The 23,273-nt window shown below is 38.0% G+C and carries 26 protein-coding genes; 18 read left to right on the top strand and 8 right to left on the bottom strand.

Going from position 1 to position 23,273, the window contains the following annotated elements; translation table 11 throughout:
* Positions 1–92: 92 nt before the first annotated feature.
* Positions 93–734, bottom strand: a complete 642-nt coding sequence (locus tag O4O04_RS09130) for a DedA family protein (protein ID WP_272535570.1) — start codon at positions 732–734, stop codon at positions 93–95.
* Between the two features lie 63 nt (positions 735–797).
* Between O4O04_RS09130 and O4O04_RS09125 the strand changes: the two genes are divergently transcribed.
* The 5 genes from O4O04_RS09125 to O4O04_RS09105 all read left to right on the top strand — a co-directional run bounded on the left by O4O04_RS09125 (position 798) and on the right by O4O04_RS09105 (position 5,388).
* Positions 798–1,241: a hypothetical protein gene (locus tag O4O04_RS09125; RefSeq protein WP_272535569.1), complete on the top strand. Its 444-nt coding sequence runs from the start codon at positions 798–800 to the stop codon at positions 1,239–1,241.
* A 4-nt stretch (positions 1,242–1,245) separates the two neighbouring features.
* The gene (locus tag O4O04_RS09120; RefSeq protein WP_272535568.1) at positions 1,246–2,370 is read left to right on the top strand and encodes an AI-2E family transporter; all 1,125 of its coding nucleotides are present in this window, start codon (positions 1,246–1,248) and stop codon (positions 2,368–2,370) included.
* 1 nt (position 2,371) lies between these two features.
* A complete protein-coding gene (gene xseA / locus O4O04_RS09115; RefSeq protein ID WP_272535567.1) occupies positions 2,372–3,652 on the top strand; it encodes an exodeoxyribonuclease VII large subunit in 1,281 nt (426 codons plus the stop codon).
* Complete coding sequence (locus tag O4O04_RS09110) at positions 3,642–3,917, top strand: exodeoxyribonuclease VII small subunit (RefSeq protein WP_272535566.1); 276 nt, start codon at positions 3,642–3,644, stop codon at positions 3,915–3,917. The genes xseA and O4O04_RS09110 overlap by 11 nt, the downstream gene beginning before the upstream one ends.
* An 85-nt stretch (positions 3,918–4,002) precedes the next feature.
* Positions 4,003–5,388: a high affinity choline transporter 1 gene (locus tag O4O04_RS09105; protein WP_272535565.1), complete on the top strand. Its 1,386-nt coding sequence runs from the start codon at positions 4,003–4,005 to the stop codon at positions 5,386–5,388.
* Here O4O04_RS09105 and O4O04_RS09100 read toward each other — a convergent pair.
* Complete coding sequence (locus O4O04_RS09100) at positions 5,330–6,448, bottom strand: D-alanine--D-alanine ligase (protein WP_272535563.1); 1,119 nt, start codon at positions 6,446–6,448, stop codon at positions 5,330–5,332. The genes O4O04_RS09105 and O4O04_RS09100 overlap by 59 nt on opposite strands.
* Before the next feature lie 59 nt (positions 6,449–6,507).
* On the opposite strand from O4O04_RS09100, the gene O4O04_RS09095 reads away from it, so the two are divergent.
* From O4O04_RS09095 to ptsP, 6 genes are all read left to right on the top strand, one after another.
* Positions 6,508–7,923: a hypothetical protein gene (locus O4O04_RS09095; RefSeq protein WP_272535562.1), complete on the top strand. Its 1,416-nt coding sequence runs from the start codon at positions 6,508–6,510 to the stop codon at positions 7,921–7,923.
* Complete coding sequence (locus O4O04_RS09090; protein WP_272535561.1) at positions 7,920–8,696, top strand: MlaE family ABC transporter permease; 777 nt, start codon at positions 7,920–7,922, stop codon at positions 8,694–8,696. Before O4O04_RS09095 ends, O4O04_RS09090 begins: the two co-directional genes overlap by 4 nt.
* Before the next feature lie 5 nt (positions 8,697–8,701).
* Complete coding sequence (locus O4O04_RS09085) at positions 8,702–9,472, top strand: ABC transporter ATP-binding protein (protein WP_272535560.1); 771 nt, start codon at positions 8,702–8,704, stop codon at positions 9,470–9,472.
* Between the two features lie 56 nt (positions 9,473–9,528).
* Positions 9,529–10,311 (top strand): MlaD family protein, encoded by a 783-nt coding sequence (locus O4O04_RS09080; protein ID WP_272535559.1) that lies wholly within the window; start codon positions 9,529–9,531, stop codon positions 10,309–10,311.
* A 230-nt stretch (positions 10,312–10,541) separates the two neighbouring features.
* Positions 10,542–11,447, top strand: a complete 906-nt coding sequence (gene lpxC / locus O4O04_RS09075; protein WP_272535557.1) for a UDP-3-O-acyl-N-acetylglucosamine deacetylase — start codon at positions 10,542–10,544, stop codon at positions 11,445–11,447.
* Positions 11,448–11,495: 48 nt separating this feature from the next.
* Entirely contained in the window at positions 11,496–13,235 is a 1,740-nt protein-coding gene (gene ptsP / locus O4O04_RS09070; RefSeq protein WP_272535556.1) for a phosphoenolpyruvate--protein phosphotransferase, read from the top strand.
* On the opposite strand, the gene O4O04_RS09065 is transcribed toward ptsP, so the two are convergent.
* Positions 13,213–14,382: a deoxyguanosinetriphosphate triphosphohydrolase gene (locus O4O04_RS09065; protein WP_272535554.1), complete on the bottom strand. Its 1,170-nt coding sequence runs from the start codon at positions 14,380–14,382 to the stop codon at positions 13,213–13,215. The two genes, ptsP and O4O04_RS09065, sit on opposite strands and share 23 nt — an antisense overlap.
* 94 nt (positions 14,383–14,476) lie before the next feature.
* Here O4O04_RS09065 and O4O04_RS09060 point away from each other — a divergent pair, with 94 nt between their 5' ends.
* On the top strand, positions 14,477–15,091 hold the full coding sequence (locus O4O04_RS09060; RefSeq protein WP_272535553.1) for a DedA family protein: 615 nt from the start codon (positions 14,477–14,479) through the stop codon (positions 15,089–15,091).
* The gene (locus tag O4O04_RS09055) at positions 15,088–15,612 is read left to right on the top strand and encodes an LIC11661 family lipoprotein (protein ID WP_272535552.1); all 525 of its coding nucleotides are present in this window, start codon (positions 15,088–15,090) and stop codon (positions 15,610–15,612) included. Before O4O04_RS09060 ends, O4O04_RS09055 begins: the two co-directional genes overlap by 4 nt.
* Here O4O04_RS09055 and O4O04_RS09050 read toward each other — a convergent pair.
* The 3 genes from O4O04_RS09050 to fliS are packed head-to-tail and all read right to left on the bottom strand — an operon-like array spanning position 15,580 to position 16,969.
* Positions 15,580–16,143 (bottom strand): J domain-containing protein, encoded by a 564-nt coding sequence (locus tag O4O04_RS09050; RefSeq protein WP_272535551.1) that lies wholly within the window; start codon positions 16,141–16,143, stop codon positions 15,580–15,582. The two genes, O4O04_RS09055 and O4O04_RS09050, sit on opposite strands and share 33 nt — an antisense overlap.
* A complete protein-coding gene (locus tag O4O04_RS09045; protein ID WP_272535549.1) occupies positions 16,122–16,517 on the bottom strand; it encodes a flagellar protein FlgN in 396 nt (131 codons plus the stop codon). Before O4O04_RS09045 ends, O4O04_RS09050 begins: the two co-directional genes overlap by 22 nt.
* A gap of 11 nt (positions 16,518–16,528) precedes the next feature.
* Positions 16,529–16,969 carry a flagellar export chaperone FliS gene (gene fliS, locus O4O04_RS09040; protein ID WP_272535548.1) on the bottom strand — a complete coding sequence of 147 codons (441 nt, stop codon included), beginning with the start codon at positions 16,967–16,969 and terminating at the stop codon, positions 16,529–16,531.
* An 87-nt stretch (positions 16,970–17,056) separates the two neighbouring features.
* Between fliS and purN the strand changes: the two genes are divergently transcribed.
* The 5 genes from purN to fsa are packed head-to-tail and all read left to right on the top strand — an operon-like array spanning position 17,057 to position 21,638.
* On the top strand, positions 17,057–17,689 hold the full coding sequence (gene purN, locus O4O04_RS09035; protein ID WP_272535547.1) for a phosphoribosylglycinamide formyltransferase: 633 nt from the start codon (positions 17,057–17,059) through the stop codon (positions 17,687–17,689).
* On the top strand, positions 17,686–19,227 hold the full coding sequence (gene purH, locus O4O04_RS09030) for a bifunctional phosphoribosylaminoimidazolecarboxamide formyltransferase/IMP cyclohydrolase (RefSeq protein WP_272535546.1): 1,542 nt from the start codon (positions 17,686–17,688) through the stop codon (positions 19,225–19,227). The genes purN and purH overlap by 4 nt, the downstream gene beginning before the upstream one ends.
* A gap of 5 nt (positions 19,228–19,232) precedes the next feature.
* Positions 19,233–20,207, top strand: coding sequence for a hypothetical protein (locus tag O4O04_RS09025; protein ID WP_272535544.1), 975 nt, complete (start codon positions 19,233–19,235; stop codon positions 20,205–20,207).
* Complete coding sequence (locus tag O4O04_RS09020; protein WP_272535542.1) at positions 20,204–20,980, top strand: hypothetical protein; 777 nt, start codon at positions 20,204–20,206, stop codon at positions 20,978–20,980. Before O4O04_RS09025 ends, O4O04_RS09020 begins: the two co-directional genes overlap by 4 nt.
* A gap of 13 nt (positions 20,981–20,993) precedes the next feature.
* Positions 20,994–21,638, top strand: a complete 645-nt coding sequence (fsa, locus tag O4O04_RS09015) for a fructose-6-phosphate aldolase (protein WP_272535540.1) — start codon at positions 20,994–20,996, stop codon at positions 21,636–21,638.
* A gap of 237 nt (positions 21,639–21,875) precedes the next feature.
* Here fsa and O4O04_RS09010 read toward each other — a convergent pair whose 3' ends face one another.
* Positions 21,876–22,469 (bottom strand): precorrin-2 dehydrogenase/sirohydrochlorin ferrochelatase family protein, encoded by a 594-nt coding sequence (locus O4O04_RS09010; protein ID WP_272535539.1) that lies wholly within the window; start codon positions 22,467–22,469, stop codon positions 21,876–21,878.
* On the bottom strand, positions 22,417–23,220 hold the full coding sequence (cobA, locus tag O4O04_RS09005; protein WP_272535538.1) for a uroporphyrinogen-III C-methyltransferase: 804 nt from the start codon (positions 23,218–23,220) through the stop codon (positions 22,417–22,419). Before cobA ends, O4O04_RS09010 begins: the two co-directional genes overlap by 53 nt.
* Between the last annotated feature and the right edge of the window lie 53 nt (positions 23,221–23,273).

The following is a 23,273-nucleotide window of genomic DNA, read 5'->3' as shown; positions in this document are numbered from 1 at the left end:
AGACATAGTTCAAATGCTTGAATCCAATTTCAATATCAATCTGTTTCCAACCCAAGAAAGATAGAAATAGAATAATAATTTTCTGGACTCAGTCAAGTCTGTTTTTTTGTAAAATGATTAAATGTCCAGATTAGAATTCCAAGGATAATCAAACCAAATATGAACTTATTGTACATTGCCAAAATATTCAGCACCTGTTCCCAGTTTCTTCCTAAGGAATAACCACCACCAATCAATAACCCACACCAGACAGAAACGCCGACGGTAAATAGACTGAAGAATAAGATTGGATTCATATGAACCATTCCCGCAACAATCGATACAAAAAATCGAATCCCCGCTGAGAATCTTGAAATCAAAACAACAAGAATCGAATTTCTCCGGAACCAATCGAAGGTAGATTCAATTTTCTCTTCGCTATAGAGTTCCTCTTTGAAAGGAAAGTTTTTATTGCGTACCCATTGTAAGAAACGATGTCCAAATCTATACATGATATAGCCGCCCGCTAGGTTTCCAAGAAGGGTACTGGAAATTAGGCCAATCATTCCAAATTGAGATGGGTATTCTTCACCATGAGCAACAAAAAAGCCGCCAAAAACTGTAACTGTATCGCCTGGCCAAGGTGGGAAAACATTCTCCATTAAATTGGAGAGAAAAAAGAAAATCCAAATGAATATCTTATTTTGAACGGTGATCCAAGCTAAAATCTGATCTAAATACTCTGCCCAATCCATAGTTTAAGTCATCCTTCGATTAAAAAAAGATTTGTCACCAAGCAAAGTTTTCGATTCACTGAAATGGTGCTTAACAAAAAAACATTATTCATTTTCTTAACCTTCTTTGCAGTTCATATATGGGCGGCACAAGAACAAGAAGTATTTTCTCTTGGTAAGTTAACTGCAATTGCAAACCCAGAAAAGAACCCTCCAGCAATACCCGCATACCTTGTTTTAGAAGAATCTGAATTGCTTATGTCGACAGACTTACGCAGTAGTTTTTTTTCAAGTATAGAAGCCGTTCTTATTTTCAAAAATTCTAAATCAAGAAAGGAAGTGGAAGATTTCTATCTAAAAAATTTCCAAGGAAGAGAATGGAGATTACTTCAGTCTGAGAACAATGAGAACCGTACTCTGCTACTAGCGGAAGGATTTTCAAGAAAGGTTTTGACCATTGTTATACGAGATGATGGAAGTAACGGAAGTATTGTAAAAATTTATTTCAAAAAAAATAGTAACTATTAAACCATTGGACAGTAACTTATTAAAAAAAAATAAAAACCAAATTTTTCTTACAGTCTTACTTGGAATTTTATTTATCACAGCTTGCTTTTTGGTTTATTTCGTATTCAAACCCTATCTATGGTCAGCAATCATTGCAGGAATTTTCTATGTTGCATCCCGTAAAATCCACAAAAGACTCAAAGAATGGCTAGGTTTAAAACTGCAATGGGCTTCACCTTGGATAATGGTTTTGGTTTTATTAACAATGGTTGTACTACCAAGCATTTTTATTATAAGTACATTAATCAATGAAACTGTCTATTTGGTTTATCAAATCCGCCTCTCATTTACAGAAGACAAAATTATTCATACGCTGATTCGATTCAGTTCGATTACAGATTTTATCACGGATAGTGAATTTTTCTGGCTCAAAATTCCAGTCATCTACCGTGAATTCGTTGGTAAATACATAGACATCCTCAATCTGGATAGCATCTATGGAATACTTAGAAATTCCTCCACATCCGTTTTGGGTAGCTTAGATCTTCCTACTGGTTTTATATTCAATGCATTTTTTTCATTTTTGTTGTTATTCTTTTTTTACAAGGAAGGAAAAACCGTTGAAAAATGGATTTTCCAATCTCTACCTTTTCCCAAAGCACTAGAAGATAAAATTGGCAGAAGGATTGAGTCTGCCGTACAAACTGTAATGATGGGCAATTTACTCGTCTCACTTGTACAAGGTGCTTTTTTATACATCATGCTTTTAATTTCTGGAATATCCAGCCCATTTTTGTATGCAAGCATTGGAACTTTCTTTTCATTGATTCCTGTTCTTGGCACTGGAATCATTTGGATTCCCATTGGATTGTATTTAGGCTTTATCGAAGCGAATTGGCTTCTTGCGATATTCTTTATGGTCGGCTCGTTTAGTGGATATCTAATATTAGAAAATTATGTTAAACCAAAACTTTTGGATAGAAAATTGAAAATCCATCCATTTTTGATATTTCTATCTCTGATCGGTGGACTAAAAGAATTTGGATTGATTGGAGTGATAATAGGTCCAGTTGCTCTGACTATCATTATTATCTTATGGGATTTCTGGAAATTATTCAGAGAAAACGCCCTTAATTTTCAGGACGAATGAAATGAGCAATGATAGACCGATAACAGTATCGGAACTCAATAAACTCATATCCAACGCACTCAGTTCCAATCCAAGTTTTAAATCAATCTGGGTAAAGGGTGAAATTTCCAATTTCAATATTGCTCCATCTGGGCATTTTTATTTCTCTTTAAAAGATAGCACAAGTAATCTTCGCTGCACTTTCTTTCAAGGAAGAACACAAAGTTATAGCGGACGTCCATTAAAGAATGGAATGGAAGTAATGGCTTATGGAAGCGTTAATGTTTATGAACCGAGAGGTGAGTATTCACTCAATGTTTTCAAAATTGAAGAAATTGGACAAGGTGATATCCACTTACAAGTTGAAAAATTAAAAAAGCAATTGTATGAGAAAGGAATATTTGATCCTAACAGAAAAAGACCACTACCACGCCTCCCCAAAACATTGGGAATTGCAACTTCACCAACCGGTGCTGCAATTGAGGATATTATAAGAATTGCAAGAACGAATTATCCGAATATAAATATATTAGTATCTCCTTGTGTAGTTCAAGGTGTTGATGCACCCAATTCAATAACAGAAGCTATTGAACTTTTGAACAATCCAAAATGGGAAGTTGATGTGATCATCGCTGGACGTGGTGGCGGAAGCTATGAAGACTTAATGGCATTTAATGACGAAAAAGTTATTATGGCTTATTACAATTCACGAGTTCCTATCATCTCAGCTGTTGGACATGAAATCGATAAAGTTCTTACCGACTATGCAGCGGACGTAAGCGCACCGACACCTACGGCCGCAGCAAAAATCGCGATACCTGAAGTTGAGACTATATTTGCATATCTAGAAGAAACCGATCGCAGGCTTACTCTTGCTCTCAAGCATAGATTGCAATATCTTAGAGATCGTTTGGGAAAAGCACTTGATAAAAGATCCCTTACTGACCCGAGCCATTATATTGAAGAAAGATATATCGCTTTGGATGAAGTGCTTTCAAGAATCCATCTAATTGGTCGGAATTTTCTCTCCCAGAAAAAAGAAAAATTGTCAGTCTTTGAGAGAATATCATTTCGCTGGGAACAAAGCCTCGAAAGAAAAAGCAATCGATTGAATCTAGCTTCGGGAAGATTAGAGAACTTCTCTCCACTTTCTACTCTGAGCCGTGGATACAGTGTTATACGAAATCATAAAAAGAATGTAATCAAAGCTTCAAACGAAGTAAAAATAGGAGAAAAATTGGAATTGATTTTAGCGAAAGGTAGCTTAGAAGTCAATGTTCAAAATATTAGCAATGAAAAATAAAACCGAAGATTTGAGTTTTGAAGAAGCAATTCAAGAACTAGAAGAAATTGCAGAAAAATTGGAAAAAGGACAGATATCGTTAGAAGATTCGATCCTTGCCTACGAGCGCGGTGTAGAACTCAAAAAAATCTGTACGAACAGACTCAAAGAAGCTGATACTAGGATTGAAATCTTGAATAAGGCACCTGATGGTTCTGCAAAAAAAGAAACCGCAACTCGCAAAACCAAAAAGTCCGACACAGAAGAAACAGAAGAGTTATTTTAAGAAATTTGAAAATATATTTGATTAAATTTACATTCAAAAATGTAAATATTTACAATCTCAAGATATTTATAAAATATTCTAACTCATGATTGCATTTGTAGTTATATACCTATTAGTAACAATATCCATTGGATACTATGCAAGCACAAGAGTCAAAAACACCAAAGATTTTATTTTAGCTGGACGTTCCCTTCCCCTTTATATTTCAACAGCCGCACTATTTGCAACTTGGTTTGGATCTGAGACCATTCTTGGAGCATCGTCTCAGATGGCATTGGAAGGATTTCCTGCCGTTATCCAAGAGCCATTTGGAGCAGCATTGTGTTTATTTTTGTTAGGTGTTTTTTTTGCCAAACCTTTGTATCGAATGAATATTCTCACGTTTGGTGATTTCTATCGAATTCAATACGGCAAAAAAATGGAAATCATCTCAGGAATCTGCCTTGTTTTATCTTATCTCGGTTGGATTGCAGCTCAGATGGTTGCGCTAGGAATCATTTTGAATTCTATAACTGGTATAGATATTGTTACGGGAATCTTACTTGGTTCAGGAATTGTTATATTCTACACATATCTTGGTGGGATGTGGTCCATTGCTCTTACTGATTTCATGCAAACTATTATGATCATCCTTGGTCTATGTCTGACTCTTTATGAAATGAATGCAAAAATTTCTATAAGCGAAGTATTCAATCTCACACCCATTGGATTCTTTAACTTTTTGCCTGAGCCTGGAACAACGGAATATATCAATTACCTTTCTGCATGGATGGTGATTGGACTTGGATCTATTCCTCAGCAGGATTTATTTCAACGAGTAATGTCCGCGAAATCAGAAAGAGTAGCAATCATTTCATCCTTACTTGCCTCGTTTTTCTACTTAAGTATTGCTATGATCCCACTCTTACTTGCTTTATACGGTAGAATCTTATTGCCAGATGTTTTAGAAAATAATTCTCAGATGATCATTCCCAGCTTGGTAAAATCATTCACCTCACCAATCGTTCAAGTTTTGTTCTTTGGTGCGATGCTCTCAGCAATCATGTCGACTGCAAGTGGAGCAATCCTTGCACCAGCTTCCATTCTTTCTGAGAATTTATTGAAATACTTAACTCTCAATCATTCATGGGGCGAGAAAAAACTTCTTCGGTATTCGAGATTCTCAGTCGTATTCATTGCAATGGTTGGTCTCGTTATTGCACTTGGAAGACAAGATATTTTCGTGTTAGTCGAAGAATCCTCAGCCTTAAGCTTGGTATCTTTGTTTTCTCCACTTGTCTTCGGATTGTTTTATAAAAAATCCACAGAAAAAGCAGCTATCCTATCTCTATTCTTTGGAATGGCTTCTTGGTTATTCGCAATCTGGTTCGATACTTCCATCGAACCACTGTTTTATGGATTTGTAGCAAGCCTCATTCCTCTGTCCATGGAATATGTCTTCTTTCAAGTCCGAGGCGAATCAACCAAGTAAATATCTGCTTCATCTCTATCCCAACTGCAGCTGCTTGTTGAGGAATCAAACTAGTTCCCGTCATTCCAGGCAAAGTATTCGTTTCCAAAATCCAAGGTGTTCCATCCTCGGTAACTATAAAATCTGTACGAGAATAGCCAACGCATCCGAGAATTTCGTGCGCTCTCATACTGTATTCTTGAATTTTGGATATCCATTCAGGCGGCATATCTGCTGGAGTAACTTCATTGGATCCACCGGGAATGTATTTAGCAGAATAGTCAAAAAATTCCGAATTAGGAATAATCTCCGTAGGCGGCAAGGCAAAAGGCTCCCACAAACCATGGAGTGGTTTTTCGATAACCCCACAACTCACTTCACGACCTTGGATATTTTCTTGAACAAGCATACGTCTCTCGGTCTCAAAAATGATTCGAATTTTTTCTTCCCATTCCTTTGCATCATTTGCACGAAATGTTCCTACACTAGAACCTCCAGTGGATGGTTTAGAAAATACCGGAAAGTTCATTCCCATATTCGCGCACAACCGATCCCATGCGTGACCTGGACGTGACGCTTCATACTCAAACAAAAACCTATCCTTTGTTAGATCAATAAATCTTGCAACGGGAATGTTTTGGCTTTCGAAAATGATATTGGATCTGAATTTATCCATTGCAAGTGATGATGCAAGAACACCAGAACCAGTATAAGCAATTCCTGTTGTTTCCAAAAAGGCTTGGATACGTCCATCTTCTCCTTCTCCTCCATGCAATCCCAGAACGATCAGTTTGCATCCACCGCAGGAAGGATCGGTCCAAGAATTGTAAGGTTGCGCTTGGGTTTGGTTACAAAATGCACGCAAAACTTCATCCGCATATAACTCTGGATTGGTCACACTTGGGACTTTCCATTCAACATTCCAATGATTTGGATAGAACCAATCCCCATTTTTGGAAATAAGAATTGGCTTCACTTGAAACCGACTACGGTCTATATTGTTATAAATAAAACTACCAGATCGAAGAGATATCTCATGCTCCGTTGATCTCCCACCAAAAACGACTCCAATTTGAAACACCAATTTCTCCTGTATAAAGACTTGCCTGTATCTTGCTAAAATTCAAGATTGAAGCCAGCGTGAATTTTTACATTAAAAAAAAGCTAAGCGTTTTTATCTTATCATGCATACTTATCACACCTAGTTTGGTTTTTGCAAAGATTCCAGACAAACCACATGGAGACTTAGCTTCTGACTATGATCAGTTTTGGTTTCTCTATGAATCAGAGACAAGGCCTGGTCAAAACTATAAAATGTTCCGTCCTTTCTACTCTAGATTTAGCGAATACGAAACAGCCTATCTTCAACAAACAATTCTATTTCCGGTTTATTATCGTGAAGAAACGAACTATTGGTATACTTGGTCGGTGCTTTTTTTCTTCACGGGAACATCAATTCAACACCCAGATACCTCAGAAGATGAGGATTTCATTTCACCTCTATTCTTTTGGGGAGGTGGAGAGACTGAGAAGGAAAAGTATTGGGGATTCTTTCCTTTTTATGGACAGGTTCGGAATAAGTTAGCTTGGTCTGAGATTAATTTTTATGCATTTCCCATTTATGCGAATTGGCAACGAAAAGAATACAAAGCTCATACAATTCTCTGGCCCTTTGTTATGTGGGGCGGAAGTGATGTAAGAGAGGAATTTCGAATCTTCCCCTTCTATTCTAAGAAAGAGCATGTTGGCAAATATTATCAATACACTATATTATGGCCTTTTTTCCAATGGGGTCAAAAATACATGGATAAGGTGGAACCGATAGAATATGGAGTCTTTTTTCCTTTTTATTCCTACAAAACCTCTGCAAGTGGGAATATGGTTAGTCGCGGCATTCTATGGTTTCCAATCCTTGGCTCACTTGTGGGCTACGGATATGATAAGAAGACATCGGAAGTAGATTATAATTTTTTGTTTTTTCTTTTCCAATATGGCAAAAACAATGATATGGATTATCGAAAGTTAATCTTTTTTCCTTTTTATGGACAATATGAATTTGCGAGCAAAAAAACCTTATTCATCACTCCATTCTATTTTCAATTGAAGACGGATAGTCTCCATGTCAAATCTGAATACAATTTCCTCCTACCCTTTGTTAGTGTTATGAAACAATACTTTCCGGAGCTTGACCGATCTGATAGATATTTGAAAATTTGGCCACTCATAAAATACCACAAAGATACAGAAGGTTCTGTGGATTGGAATGCATTGACACTATTTCCGATGCGGTCTGATGAATTGGAGAAAACTTGGGATCCGATTATTTCCCTTATTGAATATAAAAGTCTATCCAATGGCGAGAAAAGAATCTCTTTTCTATTCAGGCTCTATAGCCAACACTGGTCGGAAGATAAATTTGCGGTTTACATTCCGCTATTAACGGACTATAAGTCTAAGGGTGATGATATGGAATGGAAATTTATGTATGGACTACTAGGATATAAAAAGGAAGAAGAAAAGCGAACTTTCCAATTATTTTGGTTTCTTGATCTATGATTCAAAAATTAAAAAAATCCATCACATCATTGCTAGAGGGCTCTGGATATACGGTTTTGTTACTTATTCAGACAATCGGGCAATCAAGGCATGCTTGGTTTAAGAAAAAAGAAATTCTAGATCAAATGTATATTTCTGGAGTGGGAAGTTTATTCGTAGTTTCGATTGTTTCTGTTTTTACGGGAATGATCATGGGCTTGAATACTGGTTTGGGACTAAGAGATTTTGGCGCTGAAGGACAAATCGGAATTTTACTTACGATCGTACTCACTCGTGAATTTGCACCGTTTATGACATCACTTATATTAGCGGCATCGGTTGGATCATCTATGGCAGCAGAAATTGGAACGATGAAAGTTTCCGAAGAAATCGACGCATTAGAAGTGATGAGCATAAACCCAGTTCGTTATTTAGTTCTACCTAGAATTTTAGGATTTTCACTTATGGTTCCAGTTTTATGTGTATACGCTTCCGTATTGGGAATATTAGGTGGAGCAGTGGTTGGCAATTTTCAGCTAGGAATTGAATATCGTTCTTATTTTCAAGATGTTACAGAGCGGGTGAGTTCTATAGCCGGACTCAAAGATTTATATGTTGGACTTTTCAAAGGATATGTTTTTGGAATACTGATAGCAACAATATCCTGTTCACAAGGACTCCGAACAACTCAAGGAGCCATCGGTGTTGGTAAAACGACTCGCAAAGCTGTTGTTACATCATTCTTGATTGTAATATTCTTTGGATATGTACTTACAGCCTTATTTTTTAATTAGAAATTATGAGCAAGATTATTGTAGAAATGAAAAAAGTCCACAAGTCCTTTGGATCAAGACATATCCTAAAAGGAATGGATCTGCAGGTGCGACAAGGCGAAACGATGGTTATCCTTGGGCCATCCGGAACTGGAAAGAGTGTGTCTCTTAAGCATATCACTGGGCTGCTCGAACCGGATTCTGGAGATTGTTATGTGTTCGGACAGAAAATTTCTGGTGAGAGTGATGATGCCAAATCAAAATTGCGAGCAAGAATGGGTGTTCTATTCCAGAGTGGAGCCTTGATCAATTGGCTTTCGGTCTATGATAATGTTGCCCTCCCACTTCGAGAGCACAAGCTTGCGAACGAAAAAGAAATTGATCGTTTGGTAATGGAGAAATTGAAATGGCTGGATCTCATTCCCGCAAAAGATACATTGCCATCGAATATTTCAGGTGGAATGAAAAAAAGAGCAGGACTTGCTCGAGCACTCACCACCAACCCAGAAATTGTAATGTATGATGAACCTACATCTGGCTTAGATCCAGTTATGTCCAATGTGATAAACGAGCTTATCATTCGTCTCAAGAAAGAATTGGGTCTAACTTCCATAGTCGTCACCCATGATATGTCGAGTGCATATATGATCGCAGATCGGATCAGTTTTATATATGAAGGTCAAGTGATTATGTGCGGAACTGTTGAAGAGATTCAAAATTCTCCCAATCCTCTGATTCAACAGTTTATACATGGTCGAACAAAAGGTCCCATGATTCTAGATCATTCCGATAAATGAAAAAACATTGACGAAAAGCAGTTAACAGACAACAACTAAGGAAAAGTTTTAATAGCATGCAAGCATTCAAATACTCAATAGTCGGACTTATATTTATCTCATCCTTAGCGATAGTCGGGTATTTTACCATTCTCACGGAAGGAGGACCCCTTCAGAGCAAAGGCGTAGAAGCTATTATACATTTTCCCAACGCAGACGGTATCAAAATTGGAAACCGCGTGACGATTCATGGAGTTCCTTATGGCTATGTATCCAAAGTAGACCTAGTCCAAATTGACGAAGAAGGCAAAATTCTACCAAAAGGCATTCCAGGCGTGGGCACAAAAGTGGAAATCACCTTAGCTCTCAAAGGCCCAATGAAAATCTATGAAAACTATGAAGCTACAATCAAAAACGAATCTCTATTATCAGGTAGAATCATATCACTCAATCCAGGTTCCCGATATCCAAAAGATCCTAAAACTCAAGAATTAGATACGGATGGTCAAGAGTATCTAGTTTTGAGCGATTTTACCATGGAACCCAACAAATCCAAACCGAACTTGTCACTCCGAGGTACTGTGACCGAAGACCCACTGGTTTCGCTCTCAGAGCTGATTGCAGAGAACCGAGTAGATATCCGAAAAACAATGATCAATGTTGCTTCTATTACATCCAAAATCAACAACGGCGAAGGAACATTAGGCCGATTGATCAACGAACAAGAAATGCACAAGAACGTGAATACTACTCTAACGGATGCCCAGATCGTACTACGTGAACTGAGAGAAGGACTCGAAGACCTTCGCGAGCAGGCACCAGTAACGAGCTTTATACGAGCTGCACTCAGCGCGTTCTAAGAATATTGCAAAGAATTGATAAAAATGTCTTGTTGCGGATTAGAGACAGTGTTGTAAAAATGAGACAATTCCCGCAGAAAATCCTGAATTTTCGCTATTTTGGGACGGAAAATTATGAATTGGAAGCCTTCAAATTGCCTTTTTGAGACAAAATGCTGTTTTCAAGCTTAGAATCGAACTTGGCACGCTAATTGCAATTACTGGTATAGAGACATTTGAACTAATAACCTATGCAAACATTATTTAGAAAAACTGTAAAAGAAACCATTCGATTGAAAGGAATTGGTCTGCATTCGGGCAAAACCGTCCGTTTGAACATTCATCCAGCCGAGTCCGGGCATGGATTGAAGTTCAATCACTCGCAACCAACGCATTCTACTATCATTCCAGTACATGTGGATTATGTTATCGATACTGGAAACGCAGTTACACTAGGCAAAGATCAAGTTAAGATACAGACAATCGAGCATTTGATGGCGGCTTTGCACACTTTAGGAATAACAGACGCACTCATCGACATTGATAGCACTGAAGTGCCAATCATGGATGGATCTTCCCTTCCTTTCTTAGAAGCGATCCAATCAACTGGATGGATCGAGTCCAAGACAATACTTGAACCAATTCAAATAACAAATCCAATTTGGGTAGTGGAAGGTGATAAATATCTGGTACTACTTCCTTCCGATGAACTCAAAGTAACATATAGCATCGACTTCAACCATCCTTTACTTCGTGGACAATCCTTTACTACAAATCTTGATCAGAAAACTGTATTGGAAGATATCCTTCCCGCTAGAACTTTTGGATTTTTGAAGGATGTAGAACAGCTTCAGTCCAAAGGTCTTGCTTTAGGTGGTTCTCTGGACAACGCAGTTGTTCTTACAGAAGACGGATATCTAAACGATTCTCTCAGATACGAGAATGAATGTGTCAGACACAAAGTCCTTGATTTGATTGGAGATTTAGCGGTTCTAGGAAGACCTTTTACTGGGCATCTAATTGCATCCAAAGCTGGACACGGCTTGGATATTTCTCTCGCGCGTTGCATCCTAGAACAGGAAAAAGCGAACGAAATGAAGAATTTTCGCCAAAATAAGAATTTTTCCCAAAAATCGAATCAACAGAAGCAAGCTTAGAATATTTTTGTCTTTTCTTTTTTAGCCTACCACGGATAATTATGGGCTATGGTGGAAGAGAAATCATTATTTACCGGGATTTCTGCTTATCCGGGCTCTATTTACGCTCGATGCAAGAAAATCCAACCCCAAGGCGGAGACGAAATTGTCCTTCGCACTGGGCTTTCTCTACCCGACAGACAGACAGAAGAAGAACTATTCTATCAGAGTCTGGATCGCACCGAAAATGAAATCAATTCCATCATTCATGAAAACGAAAATGTAGCAGGATCTTTTGAATTAATAGAAATCCTCAATTCGCAGAAAGATATGCTAAGGGATCCTCTTCTTGTCGAAGGTGTACTTGAGAGAATTCGAGAACTGGGTGACAATGCGGGTCTTGCTGTTGAGAATACAATCCAGAGAATTTATGAAGACTTTCTCAATCTAGAGGATGAATTTTTTCGAGAAAGAGCAGATCATATTCAAGATATAGGTAAAAGAATCTCCAAGAATTTATACAATCGACTCAATGCTAACAATGATGTGTTGCAATTGAATGAACCCGTAATCTTAATTGCTAAAGACCTTACACCGTCGGAGATGATTAGTCTAGATAAAACCAAAGTTCTTGGAATTGCCACAGACCATGGTGGCAAGACTGGTCATATGGCAATTATTGCACGGAATTACGGGATTCCGACGATCGTTGGACTCAAGAATATTTCATCCAATGTTGATGATGGAGAATTTTTACTTCTAGATGCGGATCGAGGATTCGTCAAAAGATTTCCAGATATCGAAGAACTAAAGTTATATGGACCTAGATCTAATTTAATTCAGAGGCAACAGAATAAATTACGAGGCGAACTAAAAACTCTAGATGGTGAACGAATTGTTCTTAAGGCAAATTTAGAAACTGCATCAGGTTGTGAAGAAATACTAGAAAAAAAAGCAGAAGGTGTTGGACTTTTTCGATCGGAAGTACTTTTTCTAGAAACCAAAAATCACAATCCAACAGAAGAAGAACAATTTCGAGTTTATAAAAAAATCCTACAGAAAATGAACGATAAACCAGTCGTGATTCGAGTATTCGATATTGGTGCAGATAAATACGAAGTAGGTTCTCATGAAGACAATCCTTTTTTGGGCAATCGTGGAATTCGTTACCTACTTCGCCATTCTAACTTTTTTAAAGAGCAACTTCGTGCTCTACTCCGAGCTTCCATCTATGGTAGACTTCAGATCTTATTGCCAATGATTACTGTTATTTCGGAAATTCTAAAAACAAAAGAATTGATCGAAGAATGTAGAAGCGAATTGAACTCCGAAGGACATGAAGTTTCATCGAAAATCGATTTGGGTATCATGGTTGAGACTCCTGCTTGTGCAATTGGTCTAGAAGATTTCATCAAGCATGTGGACTTTTTATCAGTAGGAACCAACGACTTGCTTCAGTATCTTATGGGAGTCGATAGAAACAATTATACGATTTCTGATTTGTACAATCCTTTTCATATTGTATTCTTACAAACTTTGGAGCGAATCGCAATAGTTGCAAAAAAGAAAAAAATACCCGTAAGCATCTGTGGAGAAATTGCAACTGATCCAGATATGACGGGAATTTTGATTGCGATGGGCTTTCGTGAATTGTCGGTATCGCCTCCTTTCTTACCGATCATTCAGGAGAGAATCTATCAATGCAAATTGAAAGATGAGAAGAACTTTCTAAAAAAAGTAAAAACTCTTTCAATGGCAGAAAAATTCTTTGAACTAGAAACACTTCTTAGGGAAAATTCAGCGGGTTAATCAATTGAAGATCCAGTGCGATCTCTTCGGCATAGCGATCGGTCATTCCGGCTATATAATCACAAACGACTCGATATTTTCCATCAGAATCCAATCTAGTTTTGTAAGAATCGGGCATGAGATTTGGATTCTTTATAAAATGATTAAAAAGAACTTCAATAATTTCTTTACCAAAATTGCTCAGCTCTAAGACATCAGGATGTTTGTATAATTTAGCATGGAGGAATTTTTTGAGTTCTACAACTTTTTGCCTCATACTTTCAGAGAAAGATACCAAGCGCACTCCATTTTTCCAACTAGTCGCCAAATCTTTGCGATTTATAATATTATGAAAATTGAGATTGAAATCAATCTGATTGATGAGATCGGTAACCATCGAATTCATCATAGCCCGAGTCGTTTCTCGAACTATGGAAGTATTTAGAGCATTAGGATATTTGCTTTTGGCATATAAAAAATTCTCATTCCATATTTCGATATTTGATAAATCACCTACTTTTAATATTCCAGATTCAATTCCGTCTTCAACATCATGATTATTGTAGGCAATTGCATCGCATAGATCGGTGATCTGAGCTTCTAAAGATGGGCCTGCTTCTTTTCTGCCTTGCAATTCCTGAGAATCTTCATAATCTCCTCCGTGTTTCATAATTCCCATCATAGTTTCACGGCATAGATTCAACCCAGGAAAGGCAGCATACCGGTTCTCAAGAAATTGCACAATACGAAGAGACTGTTTGTTATGCTCGAATCCACCATGACCGTCCATCATCTCTGCAAGGATATCCTGACCAGCATGTCCGAATGGAGCATGCCCCAAATCGTGCGCTAAAGCTATACTCTCACTTAGAAAAGAATTGAGTCCAAGACTTCCAGCCACAGTTCTTGCAAGTGCAGATACCTCTAAAGTGTGTGTCAATCGGTTGCGGTAATTATCACCAATTGAGGCTATAAAAACTTGAGTTTTGTATTCGAGCCTACGAAACGCACGCGAGTGAATGATTCTATCTTTGTCTCGTTGAAAGGGTAAGCGATACGCGTGATCCTCTTCCTCGTGTATCCTACCACCATTCTCTATATTTTTTAAAGCATAGGATGCAAGTTTAGAATCTTCGTCTTTTATAAGATCTTGGATTTTTTTAATCATTTGTCATTTCGATCTAAGAATTCTGTTTTCTTTTAATTCGACCCTTCCCAACCTAGTATATGAGTCAGGGAAAGACAATAATCATTTTTTTTACATGGAATTATTAACAGAATTAGTTACATTTTTTTCGGGTTATGGCTACTGGGCAGTCTTTGGAATATTGATTGCCTGTGGATTTGGACTTCCTGTACCTGAAGATATTTCTTTGGTTGCAGGTGGCGTAATATCAGGACTTGGTTTTACAAATGTTCATATCATGTTTGCTGTCGGAATGGCCGGAGTCATGATCGGTGATACGGCGGTTTTCTTAGTCGGTTCACGCTACGGAGAACGCGCCTTAAAAATCAAATTCATAGCAAGAATTCTAACTCAAGAAACCTTCGATAAGGTTCGTGAGAAATTTGAAAAATACGGTATATGGGTGGTCTTTTTTGGAAGATTTATGCCTGGGCTAAGAATGCCAATTTATTTTTCTGCTGGAACATCCGGTCGTGTAGGACTCATTCGATTCTTTGTAACAGATTTTCTTGCGGCAATGATCAGTGTGCCTATTTGGGTCTATCTTGGATATTTTGGTGCTAACAATTTTGACGAATTGCTTGGCTGGGTAAGACAAAGCCAAATAACCTTGCTCATTACAATCGGTGTGATTCTAATCGCACTCATTGCCTTCTACTATCTCAAAAAATCCATAACCAAAAAGATATGAGTTCTCAATTCAGTAAAATTTTTTATTCCTATAGTCGAATATTCTTATCTTTAACTCTAACTTTGATACTACTATTTGTAGTATTAGGTTGCACGAACTTCTCTGCATCTAGATCTAACACAGCTCCTCCAATTCTAATCAGTGCAGTCAATAACGGGGATGGCACTTTTACGATCGTAACTCGCGCACAGAACCCCGAATTACTTTTTCAAGGATACAGATTGTATGCGGGTGGAACGGTAAATGATTCAAGAAATCCACCTGATTTAAATTTTGGAGTGGATTGTCTTCGAGGATTCAATCAGCCAATCATACCCAACTTGCCAACGGAATATACAATTTCCATTGATCCAAGTACGAATCCACCAGGTCCGGGTATAGCCTGTAAATTTCAAATAGCTTTGGGTTCAGGAACTTTTGTGACTGTCAGAAGCATTCTACTTGCTTTGAGCTTGAACTCGGCTTCAGGTGGTGGAAGCTTTTCTTTGTCAGGTCCGTCCAACACCATCATCCTGCCGTAGACTGTCATGCTTCGTCCATTTGCTGAGACGCTTCAAACTATCACTTGCATCACTCGCCCATATACTCTCAGGATAAATATCAAGAATCCGTTGATAAGATGTGATAGGAAAATGTAACTTTCTTATAAGCTCTCGAAGAGGAGGATTTTCTTCTGCGCTAAGAAATATATTATTTCCCTTAGTTTGATCAAAATACTCGATGATTGCTAAGTTTTCTTTTTCCTTTGCAAGCTTGTAAATCTCATACGACGGATCTATTTTTTTTGCTTTGGATACTTGTGCTTCTTGAATTGGCTGAGACTTGTTGATTGATATTTCATCTTGAATATTCGATCGATTCGCCAAGTAACTTTCTAAGACGGACTTCGAGCGGGTTAGTTCGTTGAATAGAATTGAGCTTGTGTATTCACCTGTATCTGGATGGAATTTTTTTGCGAGGTCACGAAATTTTTCCCTGAACTCATCTTCTGTAAAATCTGGATTCAATCCAAAGAAATCCAGAGAGCTTACTAGCAGATCCTCTTCTTCCAATCCAATCCATCCTTGTTGCGTAGTATCATTTTCAATTGTCTACGAACCGCAACTTCATTCAATTCATCTCGAGCATTGTCTCGTTCAATTTCTAATAGCGCATGCACTCTCTTCTGGATCGCTCTCGCCTCTTCTAGTACATGAAAAATCGAACTAGATAAAGAAATTTCTGATTCACTGAATGGAAGGCTATCATCAGAAGATTCTATTTGTTTATCTATTTTTTCTAATTTCTGTAGTATCTTTAAATTCTCTTCTTCCCATAGCAAAGCATGATCTGCATCACCAGCAATCAAAAGTTCTTCTTCTTTTTTAAGATTCATAAGCATAGCCGTGAGGAGAGCTTGCTTCTTAGAAAATAATTTTATGTCCATATGATTATTGGTTAACCTGTTATGGAGATTCCAGTATTTCTTGCAGGAGAACTGGATTTTTCTGAGACATCTTTGCGATCTAACTCATCCCAGGCTGACTTCAGCTGACCTAGTAAGTCAATCACTTCATTTATAATCTTGGTCTCTTTCTTCATGTTTGCTTCAAGAAGTCGCTTCTTCATATAAACATAAATACTCAATAAATTGTTCCCAACCTCTTTGCCGTCCTCTAAATTGAGAGAAAGCATCAATTCAGTGATAATATCCTGAGCCTTAATGATATTATTATTCACTAAATCATATTTTCTTGGCGTCATGTTCTCGCCTGCTATTTTGAGAAAGCGCATAGCCCCTTCATACAACATGACTATCAATCGGGTCTGAGAGACAGTTGATATCTCATTTGCCTTGTAGGCGTTTTGGTTGGAATAAGGATTACCGGCTCTTAACATTTTGCTCTCCTAACTACCTTTTCGACATAAAAGGTTGGTTGCTTAATGGACATGACCCTATCCTTATGGTGGGGAAAGGAAAAAAGTTTGGCAAGCCTATTTAGAAAAAAATCCCAAAAGCGGGTAGTTTTTCTTGCCTCAGGACGAGGTTCGAATTTTGAGGCTTGTGCTGTCAAAATCAAAGATAAAACACTTAGCTGCGAGCCAGTTGGATTGATTACAGACAATGCAGAAGCAAAAGCGATTCTTATAGCGAAAAAGTATAAGATTCCAACCTATATTGTAGACTACAAAGGATTTGGAAACCGATCAGAATTCAACTCTGCGCTTGCGAATCAATTGGATGAGCTCAGACCCGATTTGATCGTAACGGTTGGATTTATGAAAATTTTACCGCAAGAAATTGTAAAAACTTATAAAAATCGAATCATCAACATCCACCCTTCTCTATTGCCAGCTTTTCCTGGCATTAATTCTCAGCGTCAAGCTATCGAATACGGAGCGAAAATTTCGGGTTGCACGGTTCATTTCATAGATGAAGGTGTGGATACTGGCGCAATCATTCTACAATCTCCTGTCACCATAGAATCGGGAATGACAGAATCCCAACTATCTCTAAAGATCCTAAAAGAAGAACATAAAATATTGCCCAAAGCAATTCAGTATTTTTTAAACGATAAAATAAAAATTGAAGGAAGAAAGGTTAGATTAATCAAGTGATCCAAGTACAAAGAGCACTCATATCAGTAAGTGACAAAACAGGTGTTGTAGAATTTGCCAAATTCTTGGTAAGCACAGGAGTAGAAATACTTTCGACTGGTGGAACATTGGACGCTTTGCAAAAAGCAGGAATCAAAGCTCTCGGTGTTGATGACTACACTGGATTTCCAGAAATCCTTGGCGGAAGACTCAAAACATTGCATCCATTAATTCACGGTGGTCTACTCGGAGATAGATCCAATCCACAACATGTTAAGGAAATGGAAGCCAATTCTATCAAACCAATCCAGCTTGTGATTGTTAACCTCTATCCATTTGTAGAAACTGTAAAGAATCCAGATGTAAAGCTTGCCGATGCAATTGAAAAAATTGATATTGGTGGTCCAACCATGCTTCGCTCTGCTGCTAAAAATTACAAAAATACTGCTGTGGTATTGGATCCATCTGACTACTCTTTCGTTCAAAAAGAACTAGAAGACAACGATATGAAAATCTCAGAAGACACAGCTCTTATGCTTTCAGCAAAAGTGTTCTCCTATACTGCATACTATGACACAGCCATTTCAACTTACTTAAATGATAAAAGAGGAAATAAATTTCCAGATATCATATCATTTGCTTTTACCAAAAAACAAAAACTTCGCTATGGTGAAAACCCTCACCAAGAAGCTGCCTACTACGAACCAATTTTTTCTAAAAGTGATTTTGCTCCATTGCAAGGTAAAGAACTGTCATTCAATAATATGTTGGACTTGGATGCGGCTTTCCATATTGCAAGTCTACTTCCCAAAAACGCAGTATCTATTGTAAAACATTTGAATCCATGCGGAATCGCCTATGGCAAAACGGTTCATGAATCTTTTACTTTGGCAAGAAAAACAGATCCCATTTCCGCATTCGGTGGAATCATCGGTGTTCATGGAACAGTTGATAAGGATACTGCAACTGCAATTACAGAGAACTTTGTAGAAGGAATCGTTGCCGAAGGATTTAGCGACGAAGCATTGGAAATATTTTCTAAGAAGCCAAATATCCGATTGATACCAATTTCTAAGTTCCAAGAAGCACTGGGTGAAATGGATCTTCGCCCTATCCATCATGGTATGTTGGTCCAAAATCGAGACTATGATTTGGTTCAAAAATCAGATCTCAAAGTCGTATCCAAACTAAAACCGACTGACGAAGATATGGAAGGATTGTGGTTTGCATGGCAGTGTGTTAAGTTTATCAAATCCAATGCAATCGTTTATACAGATACGAATTTTACATTAGGAATTGGTGCGGGTCAAATGAGTCGAGTGGACAGCGTGGAACTTGGAGCATCTAAGGCTCAGAAAGTGGGCCTTTCTGTTGTCGGTTCCTATGTTGGATCAGATGCATTTTTCCCTTTTAGAGATGGAATAGATGCAATTGCAAAAGTCGGAGCCAAAGCGATCATACAACCCGGCGGTTCCATTCGTGATGAAGAAGTTATAGCCGCGGCGGATGAACATGGAATCATCATGGTCTTTACTGGAATGAGACATTTCCGTCACTAGAAAATATGGAATTTCTTCTCTTTTTATTATTTATCCTGATCAACTTACTCTTGGTAGGTTGCGTTTCATACTATGCAAGAATTTTATTCTTTCAAAAGAAAAGGGAATATGATAGAGAAGAAATTGTTGCTCTAGGAAGATCGATTCCATCAGAAATATTAAGAATTTTCGAATCCGGTGGAAACTTGGGAATCGGTGCAGGAATATTTTTATTCGGGTGCATTTTGGTTGGACTCTGGGCAAGGCTCGGAGGACTGATCGGTTCACCACATTATGCTCATGCAATGGGAAATTATATATTTCATTTCCCGTTGTTTTTTATAATATTCACTTTTGGTTATACGTTTCTACATTCCGCTTTAGGTGGGAATTCTCACAAGGAACCCAGTAAAACCTTTTGGGCAAATTGTCTCCCATTTGCTGCGGGTCTTGGAATTGGATCCATATCCAAAAGTCTCTCCAGTTATGGAGCCTTCCATGAAATGTATTTTATTTTCGTGATTGCTCAGTATCTGATAGTTGGAATTATCTCTGCTTTTCTCTGGAACTCTAGAAAATTTTTCGGAATTTCCCTTACAAAAGAAATATTAAGGGATGATTACGATAGAGATTTTGATGACTATTCGGATGATTATGATAGAAGCTATGAAAACGTTTCCGACGACTACGATGGTTACAGTTCGCACGGCGACGACGACAAAACACCAAATGATCAGAGTAATTCACAAAATTCTATTTCGAAATTTGAAAAATCTGCAAAAATGGAAAACTTGCCGAATCGCAATGTTTCCGATTTAAATTCATCAGTAAATAAAACAAAACCCAATGCTGATCTACTTGATGATGATTTTGGAGTCAATTTGGATGCTTTTCCTGAACCGAGTGCGACTCCTACGCCGGATTCAGATTTCAATCCAGATTTAGATTGGGGAAATGATGCCCCCAGTTGGGACGATTTGGATTCTGAGGAATTCAAATGAGCATTTTTCCAAAAAAACGAAGCTCAACTTTTTTAAAAATTTCCGATACTTTAATTATGAAAGTCCGCCATTTCCTCCTTTTCACTGCAGTTTCCGTTTTAGGTCTGGGTTTACTTGGAACACAGTCAGTTTATGCCCAAGGTCAGCCCGTGGAAAGAGATGCGCCAGGTCCTCTTGAAGGATTTGCTGAAGCATCTTGGGGAATGAGTTATGAATTATTAAGAGAGAAATTTATTTCTCTAAGTACTGACCCAAATGTGGATGAAGAAATTGAGATCCTCTACGAGAAAAAAGATGCCTTGCTACTTGTGAAAAGAAATGGCATTCAATATATGTATCGCTTTTACAAAACTCCCGAAATCGTAAAAGATGCAAGACCCAAACAAAATGTAAACAATCCGGAATACGATCCAGCTGTTGATAGCCAGACCGAATACCGCGAAAATGGAATTCTTTTCTCAGTCGGAGTGATTTTCAATTTTGTCGAAAGTGAGAAAATTCTAGACAAAATGGAAATGAAATACGGAAAACCTAAGAAGCAAGCTCTAGATGACAAAAAAGTTGGCGGTGCTGCTGTTTGGGAATTGGTTGACAACAGAGAAGATCCACCTCGCGGCGGATTCATTCTTATGTGGAGAGAACCGTACAAAAAGAATCCATATACGAGACGGATTGACTACTTCAGTCTTACAATTCGAAATATGATAGATAAAGAATATAAAGAATTCTTCAGCGTCCAAGAAACAAAAACCTTGCGTGATTTAATCCGTTAACCAGTCTATGTCCATGAACATCTTCTTGGATACAGCAAACATAGACGAAATTAAAAAAGTAAACGAACTCGGACTCTTAGATGGAATAACAACAAACCCATCCATCATATCCAAATCTGGACGTAAATTCACCGAAGTTATAAAAGAAATCGCATCGATCGTGGAAGGTCCAGTCAGTGCGGAAGTAATTGCGACTGACTATGAGGGAATGATCAAGGAAGGAGTAGAACTTGCAGCAATCGCTGACAATGTAGTTGTAAAAGTTCCGCTCAATATGGTTGGCCTCAAAGCAGTCAATGAATTCACAAATCGTGGGATTGCAACAAATGTAACACTTTGTTTTTCTGCGAACCAAGCACTACTAGCTGCTAAGGCGGGCGCTACCTTTATTTCTCCTTTCTTAGGTAGACTCGATGATGTTGGGCAAGACGGTCTTGAATTAATCAGCGAGATTCGAGAAATGTATGACAATTACGGATACGAAACAGAAATTTTGGCAGCTTCCATTCGTCACCCAATCCATTTCAAAGAAGTGGCTCTTCGTGGTGCAGATTGCGTTACTCTTCCCTATTCTGTTTTTGCACAACTTTTTCAACATCCACTCACTGATTTAGGTCTTCAAAAATTTATTGAAGATTCTAAATCAATCAACTGGTAAAATATGAAGATCACTTATCCATTTAATGCAAATTAGATGGATAAGTTACGATTTATCTCCAAGAATTTCGTAATTGGATTCAAAAAGAGCAAATCACAGAATCGGAAATTTTGAATCCCCCTTGTTTTATGGGATTGGCGATGAGTTGTTGTTGGATATGTAAACAAGCCCGGGGCTTAAGCCCCGTCCATCCGTCCCCATCCCCGTCCGTGTTCCGTTAATCCATTGAAGATATTTTTAAAAATACGATCGCCTTAGATCGGCGAGTAATGCAGTTAGAATTCTTTTTCTTTCACTCGGATCTTTTACTTTTAATTTCAAGGATTCTCTAAAATCAACTAAAGCATTCCATTCCTCATCAGTTTCTTCGGGCAAAATTTCATTGAGAACCGACTTAACCAATCCACCGAGTCCGGCAAATCTGCCATCGGTAGAAACTGCAATTCGAATTGGTCCCCTATCAAAAACGGCCGCTGAGTAAAAATCGCAATTAGATGGATCATCACAAGAGTTGATCCATATATTTAACCTATGGGCTTCATCAACCAATTCCCGATTGAGTTGTCCATTATTTGTCGCAGAGAAAATTAGATCTCGATTCTTAAGATCATCCATTTCTATTTTTCGTTGAATCTTAGTTATACTAGGATGGGTTGTTAAGAAATCAGTAACATCTAAGTTGAACTCTAAAGAAATAATAGTGATTTTTGCTCCAGAAGCAAAAACGGTAGGAAGTTTTTCTAGAGCTACATTGCCTCCACCAATTATAAGAACATTCTTATTTTCTAAATTGAGAAAAGCTGGATATTTCTTGGTTGTAGATCGATTCATGATAAATTTTTACTGATTCTCCGATGTATACAATGCCTGGACCTTTGGTTTCCTTACTTAGACCAGAACGAACAACTTCTTCGAGTGTAGAAAACACAGACTGGCTTATGGGTAAACTTGCATCTGTAACCATAGCGATCGGTGTTGTTTCGGGAACACCAGCTTCGACCAATCGTCTTGCGATTTCTTGAATGGTTTTAGTTCCCATAAGAAGACTAATCGTTCCTGAAAATTTCGAAAGCCACGACCAATCGATTCCATCTCGAATGATAGTGTGACCATCAAGAACAAGGAGCTGCCTAGAAATATTTCTATGAGTCAGTGGAATATTGGAATCACTTGCGCCCGATTGGATCGAACTCACTCCAGGAATTATTTCAAATTCAATATTTGCATTTCGAAGTGCCAAAATCTCTTCACCTGCGCGACCAAAAACAAAAGGATCTCCTCCTTTCAGACGAACGACTTTCTTATTAGCTCGGGCATACTGAATCAACAAATTATTGATTTCTTCTTGTGTTGCAGAATGTTCGCCTGACCGTTTGCCAACATATAATATCAGTGCATGATTTGGAAAAATTTCCAAAAACTTTGGATCGAGTAAGGCATCATAGAGAATTACATCTGCTGATTCCAAACGAGATAAACCTTTGCGAGTTAACAAATCTGGATCTCCAGGACCTGCACCCACAATAGAAACAGTTCCTGGACGGAACTCAAAAGGTATTTTGCTTATTCTAATTTCTTTCATATACGAATGCAGATGCTACCACTCTCACTTACCTTTAATATCATCGAACTTTT

Origin of the sequence: Leptospira sp. GIMC2001, from assembly GCF_028462125.1 — a bacterium.
Lineage (GTDB): Bacteria > Spirochaetota > Leptospiria > Leptospirales > Leptospiraceae.
Note: the sequence above shows the minus strand (reverse complement) of the source record. Positions and strands in the feature narration are given on the sequence as shown.

Coding starts and splice junctions, on each gene's coding strand:
- O4O04_RS09130 (WP_272535570.1), bottom strand. CDS start 734: ATGGATTGGGCAGAGTATTTAGATCAGATTTTAGCTTGGATCACCGTT.
- O4O04_RS09125 (WP_272535569.1), top strand. CDS start 798: ATGGTGCTTAACAAAAAAACATTATTCATTTTCTTAACCTTCTTTGCA.
- xseA (WP_272535567.1), top strand. CDS start 2,372: ATGAGCAATGATAGACCGATAACAGTATCGGAACTCAATAAACTCATA.
- O4O04_RS09110 (WP_272535566.1), top strand. CDS start 3,642: ATGAAAAATAAAACCGAAGATTTGAGTTTTGAAGAAGCAATTCAAGAA.
- O4O04_RS09105 (WP_272535565.1), top strand. CDS start 4,003: ATGATTGCATTTGTAGTTATATACCTATTAGTAACAATATCCATTGGA.
- O4O04_RS09090 (WP_272535561.1), top strand. CDS start 7,920: ATGATTCAAAAATTAAAAAAATCCATCACATCATTGCTAGAGGGCTCT.
- O4O04_RS09085 (WP_272535560.1), top strand. CDS start 8,702: ATGAGCAAGATTATTGTAGAAATGAAAAAAGTCCACAAGTCCTTTGGA.
- O4O04_RS09080 (WP_272535559.1), top strand. CDS start 9,529: ATGCAAGCATTCAAATACTCAATAGTCGGACTTATATTTATCTCATCC.
- lpxC (WP_272535557.1), top strand. CDS start 10,542: ATGCAAACATTATTTAGAAAAACTGTAAAAGAAACCATTCGATTGAAA.
- ptsP (WP_272535556.1), top strand. CDS start 11,496: ATGGTGGAAGAGAAATCATTATTTACCGGGATTTCTGCTTATCCGGGC.
- O4O04_RS09065 (WP_272535554.1), bottom strand. CDS start 14,382: ATGATTAAAAAAATCCAAGATCTTATAAAAGACGAAGATTCTAAACTT.
- O4O04_RS09060 (WP_272535553.1), top strand. CDS start 14,477: ATGGAATTATTAACAGAATTAGTTACATTTTTTTCGGGTTATGGCTAC.
- O4O04_RS09055 (WP_272535552.1), top strand. CDS start 15,088: ATGAGTTCTCAATTCAGTAAAATTTTTTATTCCTATAGTCGAATATTC.
- O4O04_RS09045 (WP_272535549.1), bottom strand. CDS start 16,517: ATGGACATAAAATTATTTTCTAAGAAGCAAGCTCTCCTCACGGCTATG.
- fliS (WP_272535548.1), bottom strand. CDS start 16,969: ATGTTAAGAGCCGGTAATCCTTATTCCAACCAAAACGCCTACAAGGCA.
- O4O04_RS09025 (WP_272535544.1), top strand. CDS start 19,233: ATGGAATTTCTTCTCTTTTTATTATTTATCCTGATCAACTTACTCTTG.
- O4O04_RS09020 (WP_272535542.1), top strand. CDS start 20,204: ATGAGCATTTTTCCAAAAAAACGAAGCTCAACTTTTTTAAAAATTTCC.
- fsa (WP_272535540.1), top strand. CDS start 20,994: ATGAACATCTTCTTGGATACAGCAAACATAGACGAAATTAAAAAAGTA.
- O4O04_RS09010 (WP_272535539.1), bottom strand. CDS start 22,469: ATGAATCGATCTACAACCAAGAAATATCCAGCTTTTCTCAATTTAGAA.
- cobA (WP_272535538.1), bottom strand. CDS start 23,220: ATGAAAGAAATTAGAATAAGCAAAATACCTTTTGAGTTCCGTCCAGGA.